Below are 18,569 nucleotides of genomic sequence, written 5' to 3' on the forward strand. Positions count from 1 at the left end.
TAGCGATTCACTATGTAGTATAAGCAAAAAAATTAATTTATATTAATCAACGGGCACTCAGGTGCTGGTGGGTAGAACTAAAAGATTCAATTAAAAAACTCATAAAGTTGTTTGGTTTCTCAATTTATCGGGAAAGGTTTGGTGTCGGGGTAAAGAACATTTAAAAACGATAGTAGAATCTGCCCTTCAGAGTGATAGCAGATTCAATAGTTAACAGAAAAAGACTACTTCCCTTATCACAGATAAAGTAAGGGGGTCAAGCATTGTAACATATCTATTAATAATAGAGAGGTTGGGACCCTTATGAACTACAAACTAAGAATATTTCTATTAGTGTTAATGGATTCTATTATTGTTAGTACGGCAATTTTCATCGCTACATGGATCGTATATCCTAATAACGATTTTGACTCTCTCAATAAATTGTGGATAAGTGCTTTCGCTTTGCTGGCGCTTCATCATTTATTTGCGGCAAAGTATAAGCTTTATCATAAAGTGTGGTCTTACGCTAGTATTGGTGAGATGATCGCAATTGTCAAAGCGATCTCTTTCTCCATTGTAACTACAGCGATGGTTCAGCTTCTCATCAATGACTTTTCTATTTATAAGCGAGCCTTAATAGTAACATGGTTATTACATATTATACTGATTGGTGGATCACGGTTCGTTTGGAGAGTCTTACGTGATAAGTGTATTAAAGATCAAAAGAACATGAAAAGGACATTGATTGTTGGTGCCGGATCAGCAGGAGCCATGATTGCAAGACAGTTAAAAAATGAGACAAACCACAATGGGCTCTTGCCGGTTGCGTTTGTTGATGATGATATAACGAAGCACAAAATGCAATTGTATGATTTACCGGTTGCAGGAAGCACGAAAGATATTCCTGATTTGGTGAAAAAGTTAGAAATTGAACATATTATTATAGCCATTCCATCTTTAACAAACGGTGCATTAACTGAAATGGTTACAATTTGTAATAGTACCAGCGCAAAAGTGCAAATGGTGCCGAAAATTGAAGACATTGTTTCAGGGAAAGTTTCAGTTAGCACATTAAAGAATGTGGATGCTGAGGATGTACTTGGACGGGAACCAGTAGAGCTGGATATTAATTCAATCACCGAATATGTAATGAACAGAACGGTGATGGTAACAGGTGCTGGGGGATCCATCGGTTCAGAAATTTGCAGACAGTTAATGCGGTTTAATCCAAGCAGAATCTTACTGGTTGGGCATGGAGAATATAGTATTTACTCGATTGATATCGAACTGCGACAGAAATTTTGTCATACCGAAATAGAAATCATTCCAATTATTGCTGATGTACAGGATCGCAGTCGGATGTTTGAAATTGTCAATGAGTACAAGCCTGAGATTATCTACCACGCAGCAGCGCATAAGCATGTACCATTAATGGAGTATAATCCGCATGAAGCGGTCAAGAACAATATAATCGGAACGAAGAACGTTGCAGAGGCAGCGGATGCGTTCGGTATTCACACTTTTGTTCTGGTTTCTACAGACAAAGCAGTGAATCCGACAAATGTAATGGGGGCAACAAAGCGTGTTGCAGAAATGGTTGTCCAGGGATTGGCCGCAAGAAGTGAGACAAGGTTTGTTACAGTAAGGTTCGGAAACGTACTCGGAAGTCGCGGCAGCGTTATTCCTTTATTTAAGAAACAAATTGAAAAAGGTGGTCCTGTAACAGTAACACACCCTGAAATGACTAGGTTCTTCATGACCATACCAGAAGCATCAAGACTAGTCATACAAGCAGGTACATTGGCAAGGGGTGGTGAAATTTTTGTATTAGATATGGGCGAGCCTGTAAAAATTGTTGACCTTGCAAAGAATTTGATTAAATTATCTGGCTATTCAGAAAATGAGATTCCGATAGAGTTTACTGGAATCAGGCCTGGTGAGAAGATGTATGAGGAATTGCTTTGGGAGAATGAAGTACATCCGGAAGCGGTTTATGAGAAGATTTATGTCGGCAAAACGGTAGAGGTTAACAAAGGCTGTCTATTTGATTTACTTAATTCTTTTAACGATTATTCTAAAGAAGGATTAAAAGAACAATTAATGGCAATCGTTTACGATAAACGAAAACTAGAATTGGTAGAAGGTTAAAGAACTTTCCATTAACGGAAGTAGAGTGACTTTGAATAAAGATGTTCATTAGAAGAATACGTGTTACTTTTCGTGCGTAGATGGTAAGGTAATGTCTCCTTCACCTTTATCAATGGAGGCACTCGGTCATGCTGTGGGTACAAGACACCTTAGACAGTTATTGTCAGGAGTATGATGTGAGGTGGGGTTAGATGCCCTGTTTAGAATGATATGTAGAGCAGTCAGATTTATTTGACTGTTCGGCATTAAACGCAATGATTTCAATTTTAGTAGCTTAGCAGTTGGTTGGAATGGACGTGAACTCCAAGAAAGTACTAATCTACTAAAAATAACTACGGAAGGAAGGCTGGCAGATGGAGCTGACAAAAGTGAAAGAAAGAATATACCTCTCTTCTCCACATATGAGTGATGAAGGTTATGAAATGGAATATATTCAGGAAGCCTTTGATACAAACTGGATTGCACCCCTTGGCGAAAACGTAAATGGATTTGAAAAAGAGCTTGCCGAGAAAGTTGGTTCTAAAGCCGCTGCAGCACTTACTTCAGGTACTGCAGCTATTCATTTGGCGCTAAAGGCAGCAGGGGTTGGAGAAGGTGATATTGTTTTCTGTCCGACACTCACCTTTTCGGCTACAGTAAACCCTATTATCTATCAGAATGCCATTCCAGTGTTTATAGATAGTGATTATAAAACTTGGAACATGAGCCCGCAAGCATTGGAAGAAGCGATTGAAAAGTACCCAGAAGTAAAGGCAGTCATAGTTGTTCATTTATATGGTTTATCTGCTGATATGGATAGGATAATGGAGATTTGCAAGAAACATAATATAGTAGTTATTGAAGATGCTGCTGAGTCTTTAGGTACTTTCTATAAAGATAAGCATACTGGGACTATTGGTGATTATGGCATCTTCTCTTTTAATGGAAACAAAATTATTACTACTTCTGGTGGTGGAATGCTTGTTTCGAATAATGAAGAAAGAATTGCGAAAGTGAGATTTTGGGCTACTCAATCAAGAGATCGAGCCAGACATTACCAGCATAGTGAATTAGGCTTTAATTATCGAATGAGCAATGTCGTTGCCGGGATTGGGAGAGGACAGCTTAAAATATTGGATCAGAGAGTTGCGAAGAAGAGATATATTTTCGAGTTTTATAAGAGAGAGCTTAATAGACTTGAAGGCATTGAATTCATGCCGGACAATGAGTGGGATAAACCGAATTATTGGTTAAGTTGTATGACACTAACCGGTAATGTTAGACCGATTGACGTAATAAAGGCTCTGGAAAAAGAAAATATTGAATCCAGACCTTTATGGAAGCCGATGCATCTACAGCCTTACTTTACGGGATATGATTTGGTCGGAAGTGATATATCGGAGAAATTGTTTGAAAATGGTGTATGTTTACCTTCAGATACGAAGATGACGGATGAGGATCTTGAGAAAGTAGTTAAGATTATTAAGGGGTTGTGGGCAGAATAATGATGAATTTCAATGGTGGCATATACAGAAGATTTGTCAAAAGACCGATGGATATCGTACTTTCTTTCGTCGCTATACTAATACTTAGTCCGGTATTTCTTATCGTTGCTTTACTCGTGAGAATAAATTTAGGCAGCCCTGTGTTATTTAAACAGAAACGGCCAGGATTGAATGAAGAAGTTTTTATGATGTATAAGTTTAGGACAATGACAGATGAGAAAGACGAAAAAGGTAACCTTTTACCTGATGATAGGAGATTGACGATGTTCGGCAGATTGCTACGCTCTTCCTCTCTTGACGAACTACCGGAACTTTTTAATATTCTTAAAGGTGATATGTCCATCGTTGGTCCCAGGCCATTATTGGTGCAATATTTATCATTGTACAATGAGCATCAGAAACGACGCCATGAGGTAAGGCCGGGACTATCTGGTTTGGCACAGATTAGTGGAAGAAATGCAATCAATTGGGAAGATAAGTTTCACCTCGATGTGGAATATGTGGACAATGTAAGTTTTATTATGGATTGGAAAATAATTCTCCTGACAATGAAGAAAGTTTTTGTCAGAGAAGGTATTACTTCTGAAAGTGCACCTACAATGGAACCCTTTACGGGAACAAAAAAAGAAAGAAGAATGGAATCATGAATAATAAACTTCTTATAATAGGTGCCAGTGGACATGGCAAGGTTGTGGCAGATATTGCAATAAAAATGAATAAATGGAAGGAAATGGCATTTTTAGATGATGACGAAAGTATTAAATCATCAATAGGTTTAGAGGTCATAGGCACTACCAACGAAGTTTTTTCACATATAGATGAGTACGATATATTTGTTGGTATTGGTGACAATGCTATCAGACAAAAGGTTCTTGAAAAGCTTGAAAAAGCTGGTGCTAGTATTCCGATATTAATTCACCCAGATGCTGTAATAGGAGCACAAGTGGATATAGAGATTGGGACAACTGTTATGGCTGGTGCAGTTGTTAATTGCTGTACGAAAATTGGGAAAGGCTGCATTATCAATACCGGGGCTACAATAGACCATGATAATTATATAGAGGATTTTGTTCACTTATCACCTGGGGCACACTTAGCAGGTACGGTCCAAGTTGGAAATGGATCCTGGTTAGGTATCGGCAGTGTCGTAAGTAATAATATAAAAATTACTAAAGGATGCAAAATTGGAGCAGGTGCTGTGGTGGTAAATGATATAACTGAATCAGGGGTCTATGTCGGTGTACCAGTTAGGAGAATATAGAATGAAAAAAAATATTTGGATTTGGAATCACTATGCCACTAATATGTATAAGGACCAAGCTGGTAGACATTATTGGTTTGCAGAGAATTTAGTGAAACAGGGTTATAAGACGACTATTTTTTGTGCTTCTACAGTTCACAATTCAAGCGAAGCGATTGATACTGGCAGTAAATTATATACATCAGATGATATTAATGGTATACCCTTTGTATTCGTGAAAACACCTAAATATATTGGTAATGGGAAACAGAGGATTATAAATATGTTTTCCTTTTATAAAAATATTTCTTCTGTCTCAAAAGAGTATGCAGAACAATATGGTAAGCCAGATGTAATTTTAGCTTCAAGTGTTCATCCTCTTACATTAGTAGCTGGGATAAAGATGGCGAAAAAGTTAAATATCCCATGTATTAGTGAGGTTAGAGATTTGTGGCCAGAAACTATAGTGGAATACGGCTCTTTAAAAAGAAATAGTATAGTATCCAATTTATTATATCTTGGGGAAAAATGGATATATAAAAGAGCAGATAAATTAATATTTACGATGGAGGGGGGAAAAGATTATATAATTGAAAAAGGATGGGATAAAGAAAATGGTGGTCCAATCGATATCAGTAAAATTCACCATATTAATAATGGCGTAGATTTAAAAAGTTTTCACTATAATAGAAAAAATCATGTATTCGATGATAGTGACTTAAATAATTTAAAGCAATTTAAAGTTATATACACTGGTTCTATTAGAAAAGCGAATAATATTATGAAAATTGTGAAAGCAGCAGAATATATAGAAAGAACGGGTCGGAAAGATATTAAGTTTTTAATTTTTGGGGATGGGCCAGAAAAAGAAAGGTTAGAACAGTATTGTAGCAATAAAAACATACAGAACATTAAGTTCAAAGGTTTTGTAAATAAGAATAAAATACCATACATCTTAAGTAAGTCGAATTTAAATATTATGCACTTTGAGCAAAATAATATAAAAAAGTATGGTGCGAGTCTAAATAAAATGTTTGAATATTTTGCTAGTGGAAAACCTACCATATCAGATTGTGAGTTTGGATACGATCTAATAAAGAAATATAATTGTGGAGTAGTAATAGATAATGCAAATGAAAAACAATTAGCTGAGAGCATAATGAAGGTATCCGAATTGCCAAAAGAAGATTATTTGAAATATTGTAATAATGCCCTTAAGGCATCACATGAGTTTGATTTTAAAAAGTTAACAAGCAAACTAGAAAATATATTATAAGGTTGTTTTTAGGTTTTGTTTAGGATTCCGCTTATTTTTCCAAAAATAGTAAAGATAAAAATTGCAAATGAAATTGTTAACAATAATTGGCGCACGTCCTCCATTCATTAAAGCCGCACCATTTTTTGATGTTTTTAAAAAGATCACAACGAGATATTGGTACATACCGGTCAGCGCTATGATGCAAATACAATAATCCATTGAGCAGAAAAGACTGATGATCATTCGAAGTTATTCGAGATTTTTTCTGCTTTCGAGAGAGAATAGACAAGTCTATAATCCTGCTAATTCACCGAAGAACAAGAAAATTGATTAATAAACTAGCTGAGAATATATGCAATGCTATAGTAAAGGGAGGAAACGAATCTAATGAATACTGCTACCTCAACAAGTAATTTAAAGGATAAGTTACTAAATAAAACTGCAACCCTTGGAGTCATCGGTCTTGGCTATGTTGGTCTTCCACTGGCTGTTGAAAAAGCGAAAGCTGGATATAAAACAATTGGATTCGATATTCAAGAATCGAAAGTGGAAATGGTTAATCATGGGGAAAACTACATTGGTGATGTAGTTAACGAAGACCTGGCAGAACTTGTCAATTCAGGGAATTTATTAGCAACGGCGGATTTTGCGAAAGTAGCACAAGCGGATTGTGTAAGCATTTGTGTTCCTACACCTCTGGATAAGTATCAACAGCCTGATATTAGCTATGTGAAAGCCTCAGCAAAGAGCATCGTACCGTACATGCATAAGGACATGTTAATCGTATTAGAATCCACAACCTATCCAGGAACAACTGAAGAACTTTTGAAGCCAATACTTGAAGAATCCGGATTGAAATGTGGAGAGGACTTCTACTTAGCGTATTCACCAGAACGAGTAGATCCTGGTAATCTAACTTTTAAAACCAAAAATACACCAAAAGTTGTAGGTGGATCTACATCAAAATGTACGGATGTAGCTGCAGCTCTGTATGAAAGTATTTTAGAAGCCCCTATCCATCGTGTTTCCTCACCAGCGATAGCAGAGATGGAGAAGATTTTAGAGAATATATACAGAAATATTAATATAGGATTAGTCAATGAACTAGCAATTCTTAGTGAAAAAATGGGAATAAATTTTTGGGAGGTTATAGAAGCTGCAAAATCAAAACCATATGGTTTTCAAGCATTTTATCCAGGACCGGGACTTGGGGGGCACTGTATTCCCCTAGATCCATATTACCTTTCTTGGAAGGCGAGGGAATTTGATTTTCATACATTAATGATTGAATCCTCAATGATGGTAAATGATAGAATGCCTGAATACTGTGTGGAGAGAGCAAGCAAAATTTTGAATAAACACAAAAAAGCAATGAACGGCTCAATAGTACTTGTGCTTGGTGTGGCATATAAAAAAGATATTGATGACTACAGGGAAAGTGCAGCAATTAGAGTAATTAATGAATTAGAAAAAGAAGGAGCAGAAGTTATTTTCTATGACCCTTATGTATCAGAATACAAAGCTCATGGAAAAGTTAAAAAGGGGGAACGTGAATTAACAGTTGAATTAATTGAATCTGCGGATCTGGTTATGATAACAACTGACCATACAATGGTAGATTACATGCTAGTCCAAGAGCATGCAAAAGCTATTTTTGATACAAAAAATGCAATGAAGGATATAACAAATAGAGACAATATTGAATTGCTATAAGAAAGTTGTCCAAAAGGACCACTTCTCAATAGGGCTAGATAAGGAGACATTTCAATGCAATATTTTGTACATGAAAGTAGTTATATTGATGAGCACGTAAAGATAGGAGCAGGGACAAAGGTTTGGCATTTTAGTCATATTCATTCGGGTGCAGAAATTGGAGAGAAATGTTCAATAGGACAGAATGTAAATATATCTAACAACGTTAAAGTTGGTAATGGAGTAAAGATTCAAAATAACGTGTCTGTCTATGAGGGTGTGGAATTAGAAGATTATGTGTTCTGTGGTCCGTCTATGGTATTTACCAATGACTTAACGCCAAGAAGTAAATACCCTAAAGGTAGTGCTGCATATAAAAAAACGCTAGTCAAATATGGTGCATCTATAGGAGCAAACGCAACGATTGTATGTGGAAATACCATCGGTTCCTGGGCCATGATTGCTTCAGGAGCCGTTGTAACAAAAGATGTTCCAGACTATGCATTAGTGGCTGGAGTACCGGCAAAACAAATTGGTTGGGTTTGTGAATGCGGTCTTCCAATAAAAGAAGATTATCATTGTAAAGAATGTGACAGAGCTTATGAATTAATGGAAGATAGCTTAACAGAAATTAAATAAGAGGAAAGAGGTAAAGTATGCAGTTTCGTGACTTAAAAGCTCAATATACTCAGTATAAGTCTGCTATTGATGATGCTATTCAACATGTACTAAATACTGGCCAATATATAGGCGGCAAACCAGTAAATGAGCTAGAAAAAGATTTAGCTGAATACGTTGGTGTTAAGCACTGTATTACATGTGCTAATGGCACGGATGCTTTGTCATTGGTTTTGATGGCATGGGATGTAAAAGAAGGCGATGCTGTTTTTGTACCTGATTTTACATTCTTCTCAACGGGAGAAGTAGTTTCATTTAACGGAGCAACGCCAGTTTTTGTAGATGTGGATGAGAAGACTTTCAATATGGATCCTGATAAACTTACACAATCCATTGAAAAAGTAAATAAAGAAGGAAAATTAAATCCTAAAGTAGTTATACCGGTTGATCTGTTTGGATTACCAGCTAACTATAATGAAATAGAAAAAGTTGCTAAAGGTTACAATCTGCTTGTTTTGGAAGATGGTGCTCAAGGGTTTGGTGGAAACATTAATGGCGAAATGGCATGCAGTTTCGGTGACGCTGCCACAACTTCCTTTTTCCCTGCTAAGCCTTTAGGTTGTTATGGAGACGGCGGGGCAGTCTTTACCGATAATGATGAAACAGCTGAAATGGTTCGTTCCTATAAAACGCATGGGAAAGGTGAAAACAAATATGATAATGTAAGAATTGGTATTAATTCCAGATTAGATACCATGCAGGCGGCCATCTTGCAAGTAAAATTACATGCATTTAAAGAACATGAGCTAGATGGAGTAAATAGAGCTTATCAACTTTATAGTGAAAGACTGCAAAATATTGTAGAAACACCTTTTATTCCAGAAGGTTATTATTCAAGCTTTGCTCAATATACTATTAAACTGGTTTCAAAAGAACAGCGGGACGCCTTACAAGTTAAGCTAAATGAAAATAATATTCCTAGTATGATTTATTATACTAAACCGATGCATCGACAACAGGCATTTTCTGATTTACCATTTGATGAGAGAGATTTTCCTGTTACAAACAAACTTTGTGATACCGTTCTGTCACTCCCAATGCATCCATATCTAAAGGAGGGAGAAATTACAAGAGTATGTGATGTAATACAAGATTTTATGAGTGATTAAGCTCAAATATATGAAAAAGGAAGAGGTTTCGAAATGAATTTTGCAATTGTTGGATGTGGCTTTATAGCAAAAAAGCATGCAGCAGCAATTGAGAAAATTGATGCTGCTAAGCTCGTTGCAGTCTGTGATAAAGTTCCAACTGTAATGGACTTTTACAAAGAAGAATATGATGCAAGACCTTATACTGAATTAGAACATATGTTGGAAAAAGAGGATATTGATATAGTGTGTATTTGTACTCCAAGTGGTTTCCATGCTTCTATTGCAGTGCAAGTGGCAGAAGCAAAAAAACATATTATTGTGGAGAAGCCGATTGCTATGACAGTCGAAGATACTGACACAATTATAAATGCTTGTAACACTAATAATATAAAACTAGCTGTTGTTCATCCGAACCGTTTTAGACCGGTTGTTCAAGAGCTGAGAAAAATAATAGACCAAGGTCTATTAGGAAAGATTAGCCATGCAAGCTGTATTGTGAATTGGAACAGAAATCAGGAATACTATGACCAAGCATCTTGGAGAGGAACTAAACAGCATGATGGTGGAGTTTTAATGAATCAAGCAATCCATAATCTTGATTTATTGTTATGGTTTATGGGCTCTCCTGAACAAGTGTTTAGTATGGAAGCAACAAGATTTAGAAATATAGAAGCTGAAGACGTCTCTATCGGAACAATAAAGTTTGATTCAGGTGCACTTGGAACAGTAGAAGCTTCAACTACTGTGTATCCTAAAAACTATGAAGAGTCTATTACAATATTCGGTGAGAAAGGTACAGTTAAAATTGGAGGTCCAAATGCCATTTATTTCGAACATCTCGACATAAAAGATATGTCAGAAAGGGAAATAAATGATTTGAAAGAAAGTATTAAAGCAGATCCGTGGGGCACTCCAGGTCACCAGTGGATTATTGAAGATATGGTGAATGCAATTAAAGAAGGAAGGAAACCTGCTGTAACCGGAAAAGATGGAAGAAGAGCACTTGAACTTGTTTTAAGCTTTTATGAATCAGCACAAAAAAATCAGCCCATTCAATTGGAAGGGAAGATGGAATAGTTGACAACAGAATTACCATGTTGTGAGTTAACTGAAAATCTATAAGTTACATAACATAACAGTAGAATCGATGTGGAGGTTCTTGGTTATATCTACTGCATTGGTATTGTTACTAATGGATTAATCCACCAATACAAAGGAATAGTGTCTGCAGGTAAATTCTGGAAGCCCCACAGGTTAGGATTGATACGAGAAATTGCCTAAAAGCAAATGTAATAATAGATAAACTATTACAAATTATTGTAAGACTTAGTGGAGATGGAGATTTGCATTAGATGAAAAAGTTCAGGGATAAACTGCTGCAAAATAAATTTTTGAAAAACGTTTTTATATTGGTTGGAGGAACAGTATTCGCCCAAGGATTGATCGTTCTATCTTCGCCTATCTTAACAAGGATGTATACACCCGAAGCATTCGGGATATTAGCAACATTTATTTCAATTATTTCGATTTTAAATTCAGTGGTGTCATTGCGATATGAATTGGCACTACCGTTAACAAGAACAAAGAAGGAACTCATTAATCTATTTGGTTTTAACATGCTGCTAATTTGTGTTGTAGCTTTCGTCTATTGGATCCTTTTTGTTTGTTTTGGGGAGTATATTTTCTCCCTTTTAGAAGTAGAAGCTTTTATAAACCTACTAATCTGGCTAATCCCATTTACAGTTCTATTCTTAGGTTTTACCAATAATATCATCTACTTTTTTATAAGGATAGAAAGATTCAAATCGATTACCAACATAAAAGTGAGCACTAGTATAGGGAAAGTTGTATCCCAGCTATTACTTGGGGGGATTTCAAACTTCAGTTTCGGTTTGATTGTAGGAGATATCATTGGGAGAATTATTGGTGCTTTGATCGGATCTTATTTAATGGTAAAGACTAATCTGAAACAGTCTTATCAAGTGGTAAAAAGGTATTTGTCTATTGAAAGTATGAAAACAGCTGCTGCAAACTTTAAAAAATTTCCAATGTATTCCATGCCTGCTGGATTGATTAATAGTCTTTCCACTCACTTAACACCAATTATGTTGACATTTGCTTATGATCCAGTGGTTGCTGGGTTTTATGCTTTAACCCAACGTGTGCTTGGACTTCCAAGTTCTTTGGTAAGTCAATCCATTTCACAAGTATATTTACACGAAGCACCGAAACTATTAAAAGAAGATATAAGGCATGTTCGCAATTTATATCTTAAGACAGCTAAAAATTTACTGTTATTTGGTGGAATACCAATTATTTTACTAGCTGTTTTTGGCGAACCTGCCTTTTCATTCATCTTTGGTGAAGAGTGGTCTGACTCAGGTGTTTATATGCAAATTTTAGCGCTGTTATTTATCGGACAGTTTACGGTTGTACCATTATCACAGACATTGAATATTTTAGGAAAGCAGCATGTACAATTGGTGTGGGATATAGGAAGAGTTCTCGTATCCTTAGCAACGATTATTATTCCGTCTAAGTTCTTCTATTTGGAAGCTGAGAGGACATTATTGATTTTTTCAATCAGTATGTTCCTGTTATATACTGTTCTATTTTTTTTATCTCTACATTATTTACAAAAAAAACAAGTAGCTAGTAAAGAGGAATTTATATGATAAGTAACTTTGCAATAAAGAAAAAATATATTTTCACCATCCTATTCATCTTGCTGTTTAAAGGTTTACTTGAGTACGGATACCTTACATTTGTTCACCCATTGTTTGAGTATTCCGGTTTCACCGTGGATGTTAATGGAATAAAGATGCTGGAATCCTATCTTTTCGTAATTTTTTTATCATTTCTTTTATCAAAACTGGATGATTATGATAAACCAAGCAAGATCGTCGTGTACATTCTATATTTAAATTTATATTTGCCAATTTCTTCACTGTATTGGCTTGAGAATCATTCCAGAATGTATTTTTGGGTCATTTCTGCCTCTATATTGCTTTTATATCTAATCATTAGTAAATTCAAGCCTATTAACAACTTTCAATTGAAAGAAGGTAGTAATTTAGCAATTAGTATTCTTATAGGAATTAGTCTGTTTGTTTATGGGTATCTCATTGCTACTGGTGGTTTGACTAGAATAAATCTCAATTTATTAGATGTATACAGCACAAGACAAGGCTATGTGAATAGCAGTAATACACTTATTACTTACTTGCTTCCTTGGCAGGCGCACGTCATCAATTTAACTTCTTTAACTTATGGTTTGTTGAAAAATAAAAAATCTATTATTTTTATCACGCTATTCTTACAAGTGTTTTTATTTTCGATGACAAATTTTAAAAGTTTTCTTTTCGCGCCATTAGTGGTGCTCGCATTACACTTTCTTACAAAAAAAGGTTATAAAAATGGATTACTCATGTTCATGTCCTTATTGCTGTCTATCTTTATGTCCAGCATGTTTTTCCTATATAAAATAACGGGAGATATCCTGATGTTATCTATTTTTCTGAGACGTTTATTCTTTGCGCCTTCTAATTTGCATTTTGTTTATTATGAATATTTTAATCAGGCAGACAAGTATATGTTATCCCACTCTATTCTTTCCAGGGTGACTGAAAACCCTTATGGACTAACACCAGTTAGTCTAATAGCGAGGGATGTTTATGGGGAGGACTTCAGTCCAAATGTCGGTATATTCGGGGATGCGTTTTTAAACTTTGGATTTATCGGTATTTTTATCTTTTTAATTATTTTAGGATTTGTACTTGTATTGCTGGATAGTTTAGCAAGGCCAGCACCATTCATACTTGCTGCATCCATTATGGCTATCCCTTCAATGTCTCTCGTTAATTCGGCTATGTTTACTAGCTTTGCGACACATGGGATTTTGTTTGCCATCTTTGTAACTTGGCTGACAACTAGTTTATTTAGGAAAAAGAATGATTTTATAAAGGAAGAAAGGAAAATTTCTTAATGAAAATATGTCACATTACTTCTGTGCACCGATATGATGATATACGTATCTCTATAAAAGAGTGTTCATTCCTAGTAAAAGCTGATTTTGAAGTTCATTTAATCGCTCCAAATACGGATGAAACAAGTTTGAATGGCATTCATGTTCACGGTGTAAAGAATCCGTATAATGGGAGAATTAAAAGGGCCAAGAATTTAACTAGAGATATCTACCGCAAAGCACTAGACGTAAATGCAGAAATCTATCATTTTCATGATCCAGAACTGATTCCTATTGGTTTAAAGCTTAGAAAAAAAGGGAAAAAAGTCATTTACGATATTCATGAAGATGTTCCTAGACAAATATTATCAAAACATTGGATTCCGAACTATTTAAAGAAATTGGTATCTTTCGTTTTTGAGAAATATGAGAACCGGGCAGTTAAAAAATTCAGTGCCTTGGTTACCGCTACACCACATATCAAAGAAAGATTCCAAAAGTTAAATAATTGTGTGGTAAATGTAAATAATTATCCAATCTTAGGGGAATTGTATGATCCTAGTTCCACTAAGGATATTCAGAAGGAAAAAAGTGTCATCTATATTGGTGGTATTTCAAAAGACCGTGGAAGTGTAAATTGTGTAAAATCGATTGCCAATACTGACGCTGTCTTCAAGCTCGCTGGAAAATTTGCAAATGAGCGAGAGAAAACAATGATAGAGGAATTGCCAGGGTGGCAAAAGGTGAATTTCCTAGGCTTTCTTAACAGAAAACAAATCAAAAAAGAGCTTGAGACATCGATGGCAGGGCTGGTGGTGTTAGAGCCAAAGATAAATTATATAGATTCTTTGCCAATAAAGATGTTTGAATATATGGCAACTGGACTTCCCGTGATTGCTTCCAATTTTCCATTATGGAAAGAGATCATCGAAGGGAACAAATGTGGACTAACTGTTGATCCATTAAATGTAAATGAAATTAGCAGTGCGATTCAGTGGGTGATAAACAATCCCGAAGAAGCCAGAAAAATGGGGGAGAATGGCAAAATGGCTGTTCAAAGTAAATTTAACTGGGAAGCAGAGAGCAAAAAGCTAATTAACCTATATGATCAATTACAAAGTCTTGATGGTTAGTTTGAGGTGCTTGCACTTCCCTTACTTCTTGTGAGGATAGACTGAACCAGCGCTGAAAATAGAGCCAGTTAGTGCGAGAAGAAGAGTCACTAGAACATAGATCGTTCTAGTGACTGTTTGTTTTATCTAAATCGTTTCTATTCAATTCCTATAACCGACAAGTAAAAATGAACCGTTTTACTAATTTGAACACTTTCATTCTTGAAAATTAAGAACAGTTGTATAATGACAGGATTACTAATTCCCCTTCATGAACCATGGGACGCTTGTTCCAATCCTCGAGGATATTACCAGTTTGCTGGATCTCTTCTTTTCATATTTTGCCCCATTCAGATTTAACAATAAAAACCGAAGTAATATAGGATTTCTTTTGAAAAACATTTCGTATTTTTTCCCATTTGGAGAAATTTCTTTACCAAGATGAAACAGTAGGCTTATGAAAAAGGGAATTTCTCGAAAATACCTAACATTATAAAAGTCAAATAGGAATAACAATGAATTACCTAGCATTGCGTAAGATCCTATTAACCTTAGCAGTTACAGGATGAAACAGAGATTTTCTTTATTTGGTAGAATACGACAAAATCTCTTATATACCTATTTTTTTTCTAATTTAATATTCATTCCTAATCCCTATCAAAATAAACACCAAACAACGCCATAAAGGAGAGATTCTTGACGGAGGAGTGCATACGCAAATTATTGTTTGTGATCGACAGTCGTTATCAGCAGGTATATCCTTAAAGGGAAGGATTATACAGGGGAACTTTACAAAATTTATATTGAGTATAATGGCAATGCAAACAACAAATTGGTAAATGCATTATTTAGATCATATTCAAAAGTCATGAAAAAAAATGATAATATTTTAATTGCAGAAGGTCTATCAACAGAGTCTGGTTTCAATATTAAATAATATAAAATAAAGTTCTGCTTGTTTTATTGAATGGGGTCAACTGGATATATAATTGGAATTTTCTAAGACATGGAGGTATAAAAATGACCAGTTATCAAAAAGAAATAGTGAAGATCAACCATCACGGGAGGGAAATTCATGGTGTCTCTTACATGCCTACTCGTAAGAAAAAGTGCCCTGTCGTAATCTTCAGCCACGGTTTTAATGGAACAAATGCAGATTTTGCTATGAATAGTGACTTTTTAGCAAAAAATGATGTGGGCGCATTTTGCTTTGACTTTTGTGGTGGTTCCATCCATTCAAAGAGTGACCTTAAGACTGAGGAAATGTCTATATTTACAGAAAAAGAAGATCTGTCTGCTGTTATGGAAACAATAAAAAATTGGGGAAATGTTGATTCTGATAATATCTTTTTATTTGGAGGAAGTCAGGGAGGATTAGTGTCATCATTAGTAGCTGAAGAATATATAGAGGAGATTAAAGGACTCTTATTGTTATTTCCAGCACTATGTATTGCGGAGGACTGGAATAAAAGGTTTCCAACACTTTCGGTAATCCCCGATATACATGAGTTATGGGGAGTTCGATTAGGTAGAATATTTTTTGAATCGATTCATGACTATGATGTCTTCGACCATATTGGGCAATTCGATAAAAATGTTCTAATTTTTCATGGAGATCAGGATGAAATTGTCCCACTTGAATATGGGAAGAAAGCAGAAATGTTATATCCACACGCTAGAATGGAGGTATTTTCGGGAGAAGGTCATGGTTTTTCAGAAGCTGGTAATAAAAAAGTCGCTGAGATGACATATGAATTTGTAAAAGCAAATATCTAACATTTTGGGGGACCAGTTTGGTACAAAAGACACAGATATTCCCATACCTAGAGGTTACTATATTGATAAAGAAGGTTTATATTAAAAAATTATGTAAATAATTACACTTGAAATAACATGGCCGATTACTCGATAAAAATATGAGGGGGAGAAAGTGTGTTTTATTTTAAACTTAATGAGGACGCTGAATTGCGATTGCTAGAACTAAGACATGCAGAAAACCTATTCCATTTAACGGATAGATCAAGAAATTATCTTAGAGAATGGTTGCCTTGGGTTGATGTTATAAAAGAGAAAAGCAATTCAAAAGAGTTTATAGAAGGGACAATGAAGCAATTTAGTAATAATAATGGCTTTCAAGCGGGAATTTGGTATAAAGGTGAACTAGCAGGGGTCATAGGCTTACATGGTATAAACTGGGCTAATAAATCAACTTCATTAGGTTATTGGTTAGGTGAAGAATTTCAGGGGAAAGGTTTAATGACAAATGCTTGTAAATCAGTTATTGAATACTGCTTTAATGAACTCAACTTAAAAAGAATAGAGATTCGTGCAGCAACAGAGAATCACAAAAGTCAAGCTATTCCTGAAAAGCTTGGTTTTCAAAAAGAAGGCTGTATCCGAAGTTCGGAATTTTTATATAATAGATACGTTGATCATTATGTATATGGATTGATAAACGAAGATTTTAACAGAGTTACTTTATAAGAGGGAGATATTAGTTAGCAAATTTTTTCTGTCCCTGTGTCGCTAACAGCTACATATGCTGCTATAGGTTTTGAACAGCAAACAATAAGTTAGACAAGCTAATAACAATAAGATAGCATTATATCTCATAAAAGATCTAGAATATGATGGAATAAGCAGTTCCAATGAACATAATGATCAGTTAGGAGTATTCAAAAATGAATAAACGGTTAGAAACAGTAACGAATTGGTTAAAAGGGGAAGATATTGACGTTTTATTTATTAACTCAACCGAGAATGTATATTATTTTTCCAACTTCTATACAGACCCGCATGAACGGTTGATGGGGGTGCTTTTATTTAAGCAGTCTGAACCAATCTTTATTTTACCTGCAATGGAAGTGAGTCAACTAAAAGATGCGGGCTGGCAATACGAGATTATCGGATACGCAGACCATGAAAATCCATGGGACAACATAGAAGAAGTAATAGAAGCAAGGGATCTGACCAAGGCGAAAAAAGTGTCTTTTGAAGATGGGGTTCTTACTTTTCAACGTGCCACCGCTTTTCTTGATCTGTTTGCGGATGCTGAGGTGATAGCTGCAGAAGACCAATTAAATGAAATGCGGGTTGTCAAAGATAGTAATGAAATTGCTATTATGAAGCGGGCAGCTGAAATGGCTGATTATGGTGTGCAAATAGGCGTGAATGCACTTCAGGAAGGTGTGACTGAGATGGAGGTATTAGCCAAAATTGAGTATGAACTCAAGAAAAAAGGCGTACGCGATATGTCCTTCTCTACAATGGTTTTGTTCGGGGAGAAGACTAGTGACCCACATGGCAATCCTGGAAACCGCGAGCTGAAATCAGGAGATTTGGTGTTGTTTGATCTAGGTGTAGTTCTTGACGGTTATTGCTCAGACATCACAAGAACAGTTGCCTATCGATCGCTCACCGTCAAACAGAGAGATATCTATGAAACGGTATTAAAAGCAGAACTTGCTGCCATAGAGGCAAGTAAGCCAGGTACTCGTATTGGGGATTTAGACATCACAGCAAGAGATATTATCACCGAAGCCGGCTATGGCGACTACTTTCCTCATCGGCTTGGCCATGGATTGGGGATTAATGTACACGAGTTTCCATCAATGAGTCATTTAAACGGTGGTCTCTTACAAGAAGGAATGGTTTATACGATTGAACCAGGTGTTTATCTCCCGGGAATTGGCGGGGTTCGAATTGAAGATGATGTGCTCGTTACAAACGATGGTTGTGAGACACTAACCAAATTCCCGAAAGATCTGCAAATTATCGAATAATGAAAGACTCTGTTATTTCCTGGGCAATATTGTAGTGGGAGTGACAGGGCATTTCCTTTATCAAGTAAGCAAAAACCCACTAAGCATGCATGGAATGAAATGACTGCTTGGTGGGATTTTTTTGTTAAAAGTAAGCTT

At 35.7% G+C, this 18,569-nt stretch carries 15 protein-coding genes; all 15 read left to right on the plus strand.

Annotated features, from left to right (window positions below):
- Positions 1–303 precede the first annotated feature (303 nt).
- The 15 genes from ACFOY7_RS07770 to ACFOY7_RS07840 all read left to right on the plus strand — a co-directional run bounded on the left by ACFOY7_RS07770 (position 304) and on the right by ACFOY7_RS07840 (position 18,431).
- Positions 304–2,130 (plus strand): polysaccharide biosynthesis protein, encoded by a 1,827-nt coding sequence (locus ACFOY7_RS07770; RefSeq protein WP_390251063.1) that lies wholly within the window; start codon positions 304–306, stop codon positions 2,128–2,130.
- Between the two features lie 368 nt (positions 2,131–2,498).
- Positions 2,499–3,614, plus strand: a complete 1,116-nt coding sequence (locus tag ACFOY7_RS07775; RefSeq protein WP_390252060.1) for a DegT/DnrJ/EryC1/StrS family aminotransferase — start codon at positions 2,499–2,501, stop codon at positions 3,612–3,614.
- The gene (locus ACFOY7_RS07780) at positions 3,614–4,261 is read left to right on the plus strand and encodes a sugar transferase (protein WP_390251065.1); all 648 of its coding nucleotides are present in this window, start codon (positions 3,614–3,616) and stop codon (positions 4,259–4,261) included. Before ACFOY7_RS07775 ends, ACFOY7_RS07780 begins: the two co-directional genes overlap by 1 nt.
- Entirely contained in the window at positions 4,258–4,875 is a 618-nt protein-coding gene (locus tag ACFOY7_RS07785) for an acetyltransferase (RefSeq protein ID WP_390251067.1), read from the plus strand. Before ACFOY7_RS07780 ends, ACFOY7_RS07785 begins: the two co-directional genes overlap by 4 nt.
- A 1-nt stretch (position 4,876) precedes the next feature.
- Entirely contained in the window at positions 4,877–6,130 is a 1,254-nt protein-coding gene (locus ACFOY7_RS07790; RefSeq protein ID WP_390251069.1) for a glycosyltransferase family 4 protein, read from the plus strand.
- 369 nt (positions 6,131–6,499) lie between these two features.
- Entirely contained in the window at positions 6,500–7,825 is a 1,326-nt protein-coding gene (locus tag ACFOY7_RS07795; protein WP_390251071.1) for a nucleotide sugar dehydrogenase, read from the plus strand.
- 54 nt (positions 7,826–7,879) lie between these two features.
- Positions 7,880–8,443, plus strand: a complete 564-nt coding sequence (locus ACFOY7_RS07800) for an acyltransferase (RefSeq protein ID WP_390251073.1) — start codon at positions 7,880–7,882, stop codon at positions 8,441–8,443.
- A 17-nt stretch (positions 8,444–8,460) separates the two neighbouring features.
- Positions 8,461–9,591: a DegT/DnrJ/EryC1/StrS family aminotransferase gene (locus tag ACFOY7_RS07805; RefSeq protein ID WP_390251075.1), complete on the plus strand. Its 1,131-nt coding sequence runs from the start codon at positions 8,461–8,463 to the stop codon at positions 9,589–9,591.
- 33 nt (positions 9,592–9,624) lie between these two features.
- A complete protein-coding gene (locus ACFOY7_RS07810; protein ID WP_390251077.1) occupies positions 9,625–10,650 on the plus strand; it encodes a Gfo/Idh/MocA family protein in 1,026 nt (341 codons plus the stop codon).
- 314 nt (positions 10,651–10,964) lie between these two features.
- Positions 10,965–12,248 carry a lipopolysaccharide biosynthesis protein gene (locus ACFOY7_RS07815; RefSeq protein ID WP_390251079.1) on the plus strand — a complete coding sequence of 428 codons (1,284 nt, stop codon included), beginning with the start codon at positions 10,965–10,967 and terminating at the stop codon, positions 12,246–12,248.
- Positions 12,245–13,558, plus strand: a complete 1,314-nt coding sequence (locus ACFOY7_RS07820) for an oligosaccharide repeat unit polymerase (RefSeq protein WP_390251081.1) — start codon at positions 12,245–12,247, stop codon at positions 13,556–13,558. Before ACFOY7_RS07815 ends, ACFOY7_RS07820 begins: the two co-directional genes overlap by 4 nt.
- Complete coding sequence (locus tag ACFOY7_RS07825) at positions 13,558–14,670, plus strand: glycosyltransferase family 4 protein (RefSeq protein WP_390251083.1); 1,113 nt, start codon at positions 13,558–13,560, stop codon at positions 14,668–14,670. Before ACFOY7_RS07820 ends, ACFOY7_RS07825 begins: the two co-directional genes overlap by 1 nt.
- Positions 14,671–15,669: 999 nt before the next feature.
- Positions 15,670–16,425 (plus strand): alpha/beta hydrolase family protein, encoded by a 756-nt coding sequence (locus tag ACFOY7_RS07830; RefSeq protein ID WP_390251085.1) that lies wholly within the window; start codon positions 15,670–15,672, stop codon positions 16,423–16,425.
- Positions 16,426–16,581: 156 nt separating this feature from the next.
- Positions 16,582–17,133, plus strand: coding sequence for a GNAT family N-acetyltransferase (locus ACFOY7_RS07835; protein WP_390251087.1), 552 nt, complete (start codon positions 16,582–16,584; stop codon positions 17,131–17,133).
- 197 nt (positions 17,134–17,330) lie between these two features.
- Positions 17,331–18,431 carry a M24 family metallopeptidase gene (locus ACFOY7_RS07840; protein WP_390251089.1) on the plus strand — a complete coding sequence of 367 codons (1,101 nt, stop codon included), beginning with the start codon at positions 17,331–17,333 and terminating at the stop codon, positions 18,429–18,431.
- The last annotated feature ends 138 nt before the right edge of the window (positions 18,432–18,569 follow it).

Source organism: Gracilibacillus xinjiangensis (assembly GCF_042651765.1).
Classification (GTDB): Bacteria; Bacillota; Bacilli; order Bacillales; family Amphibacillaceae; genus Gracilibacillus; species Gracilibacillus xinjiangensis.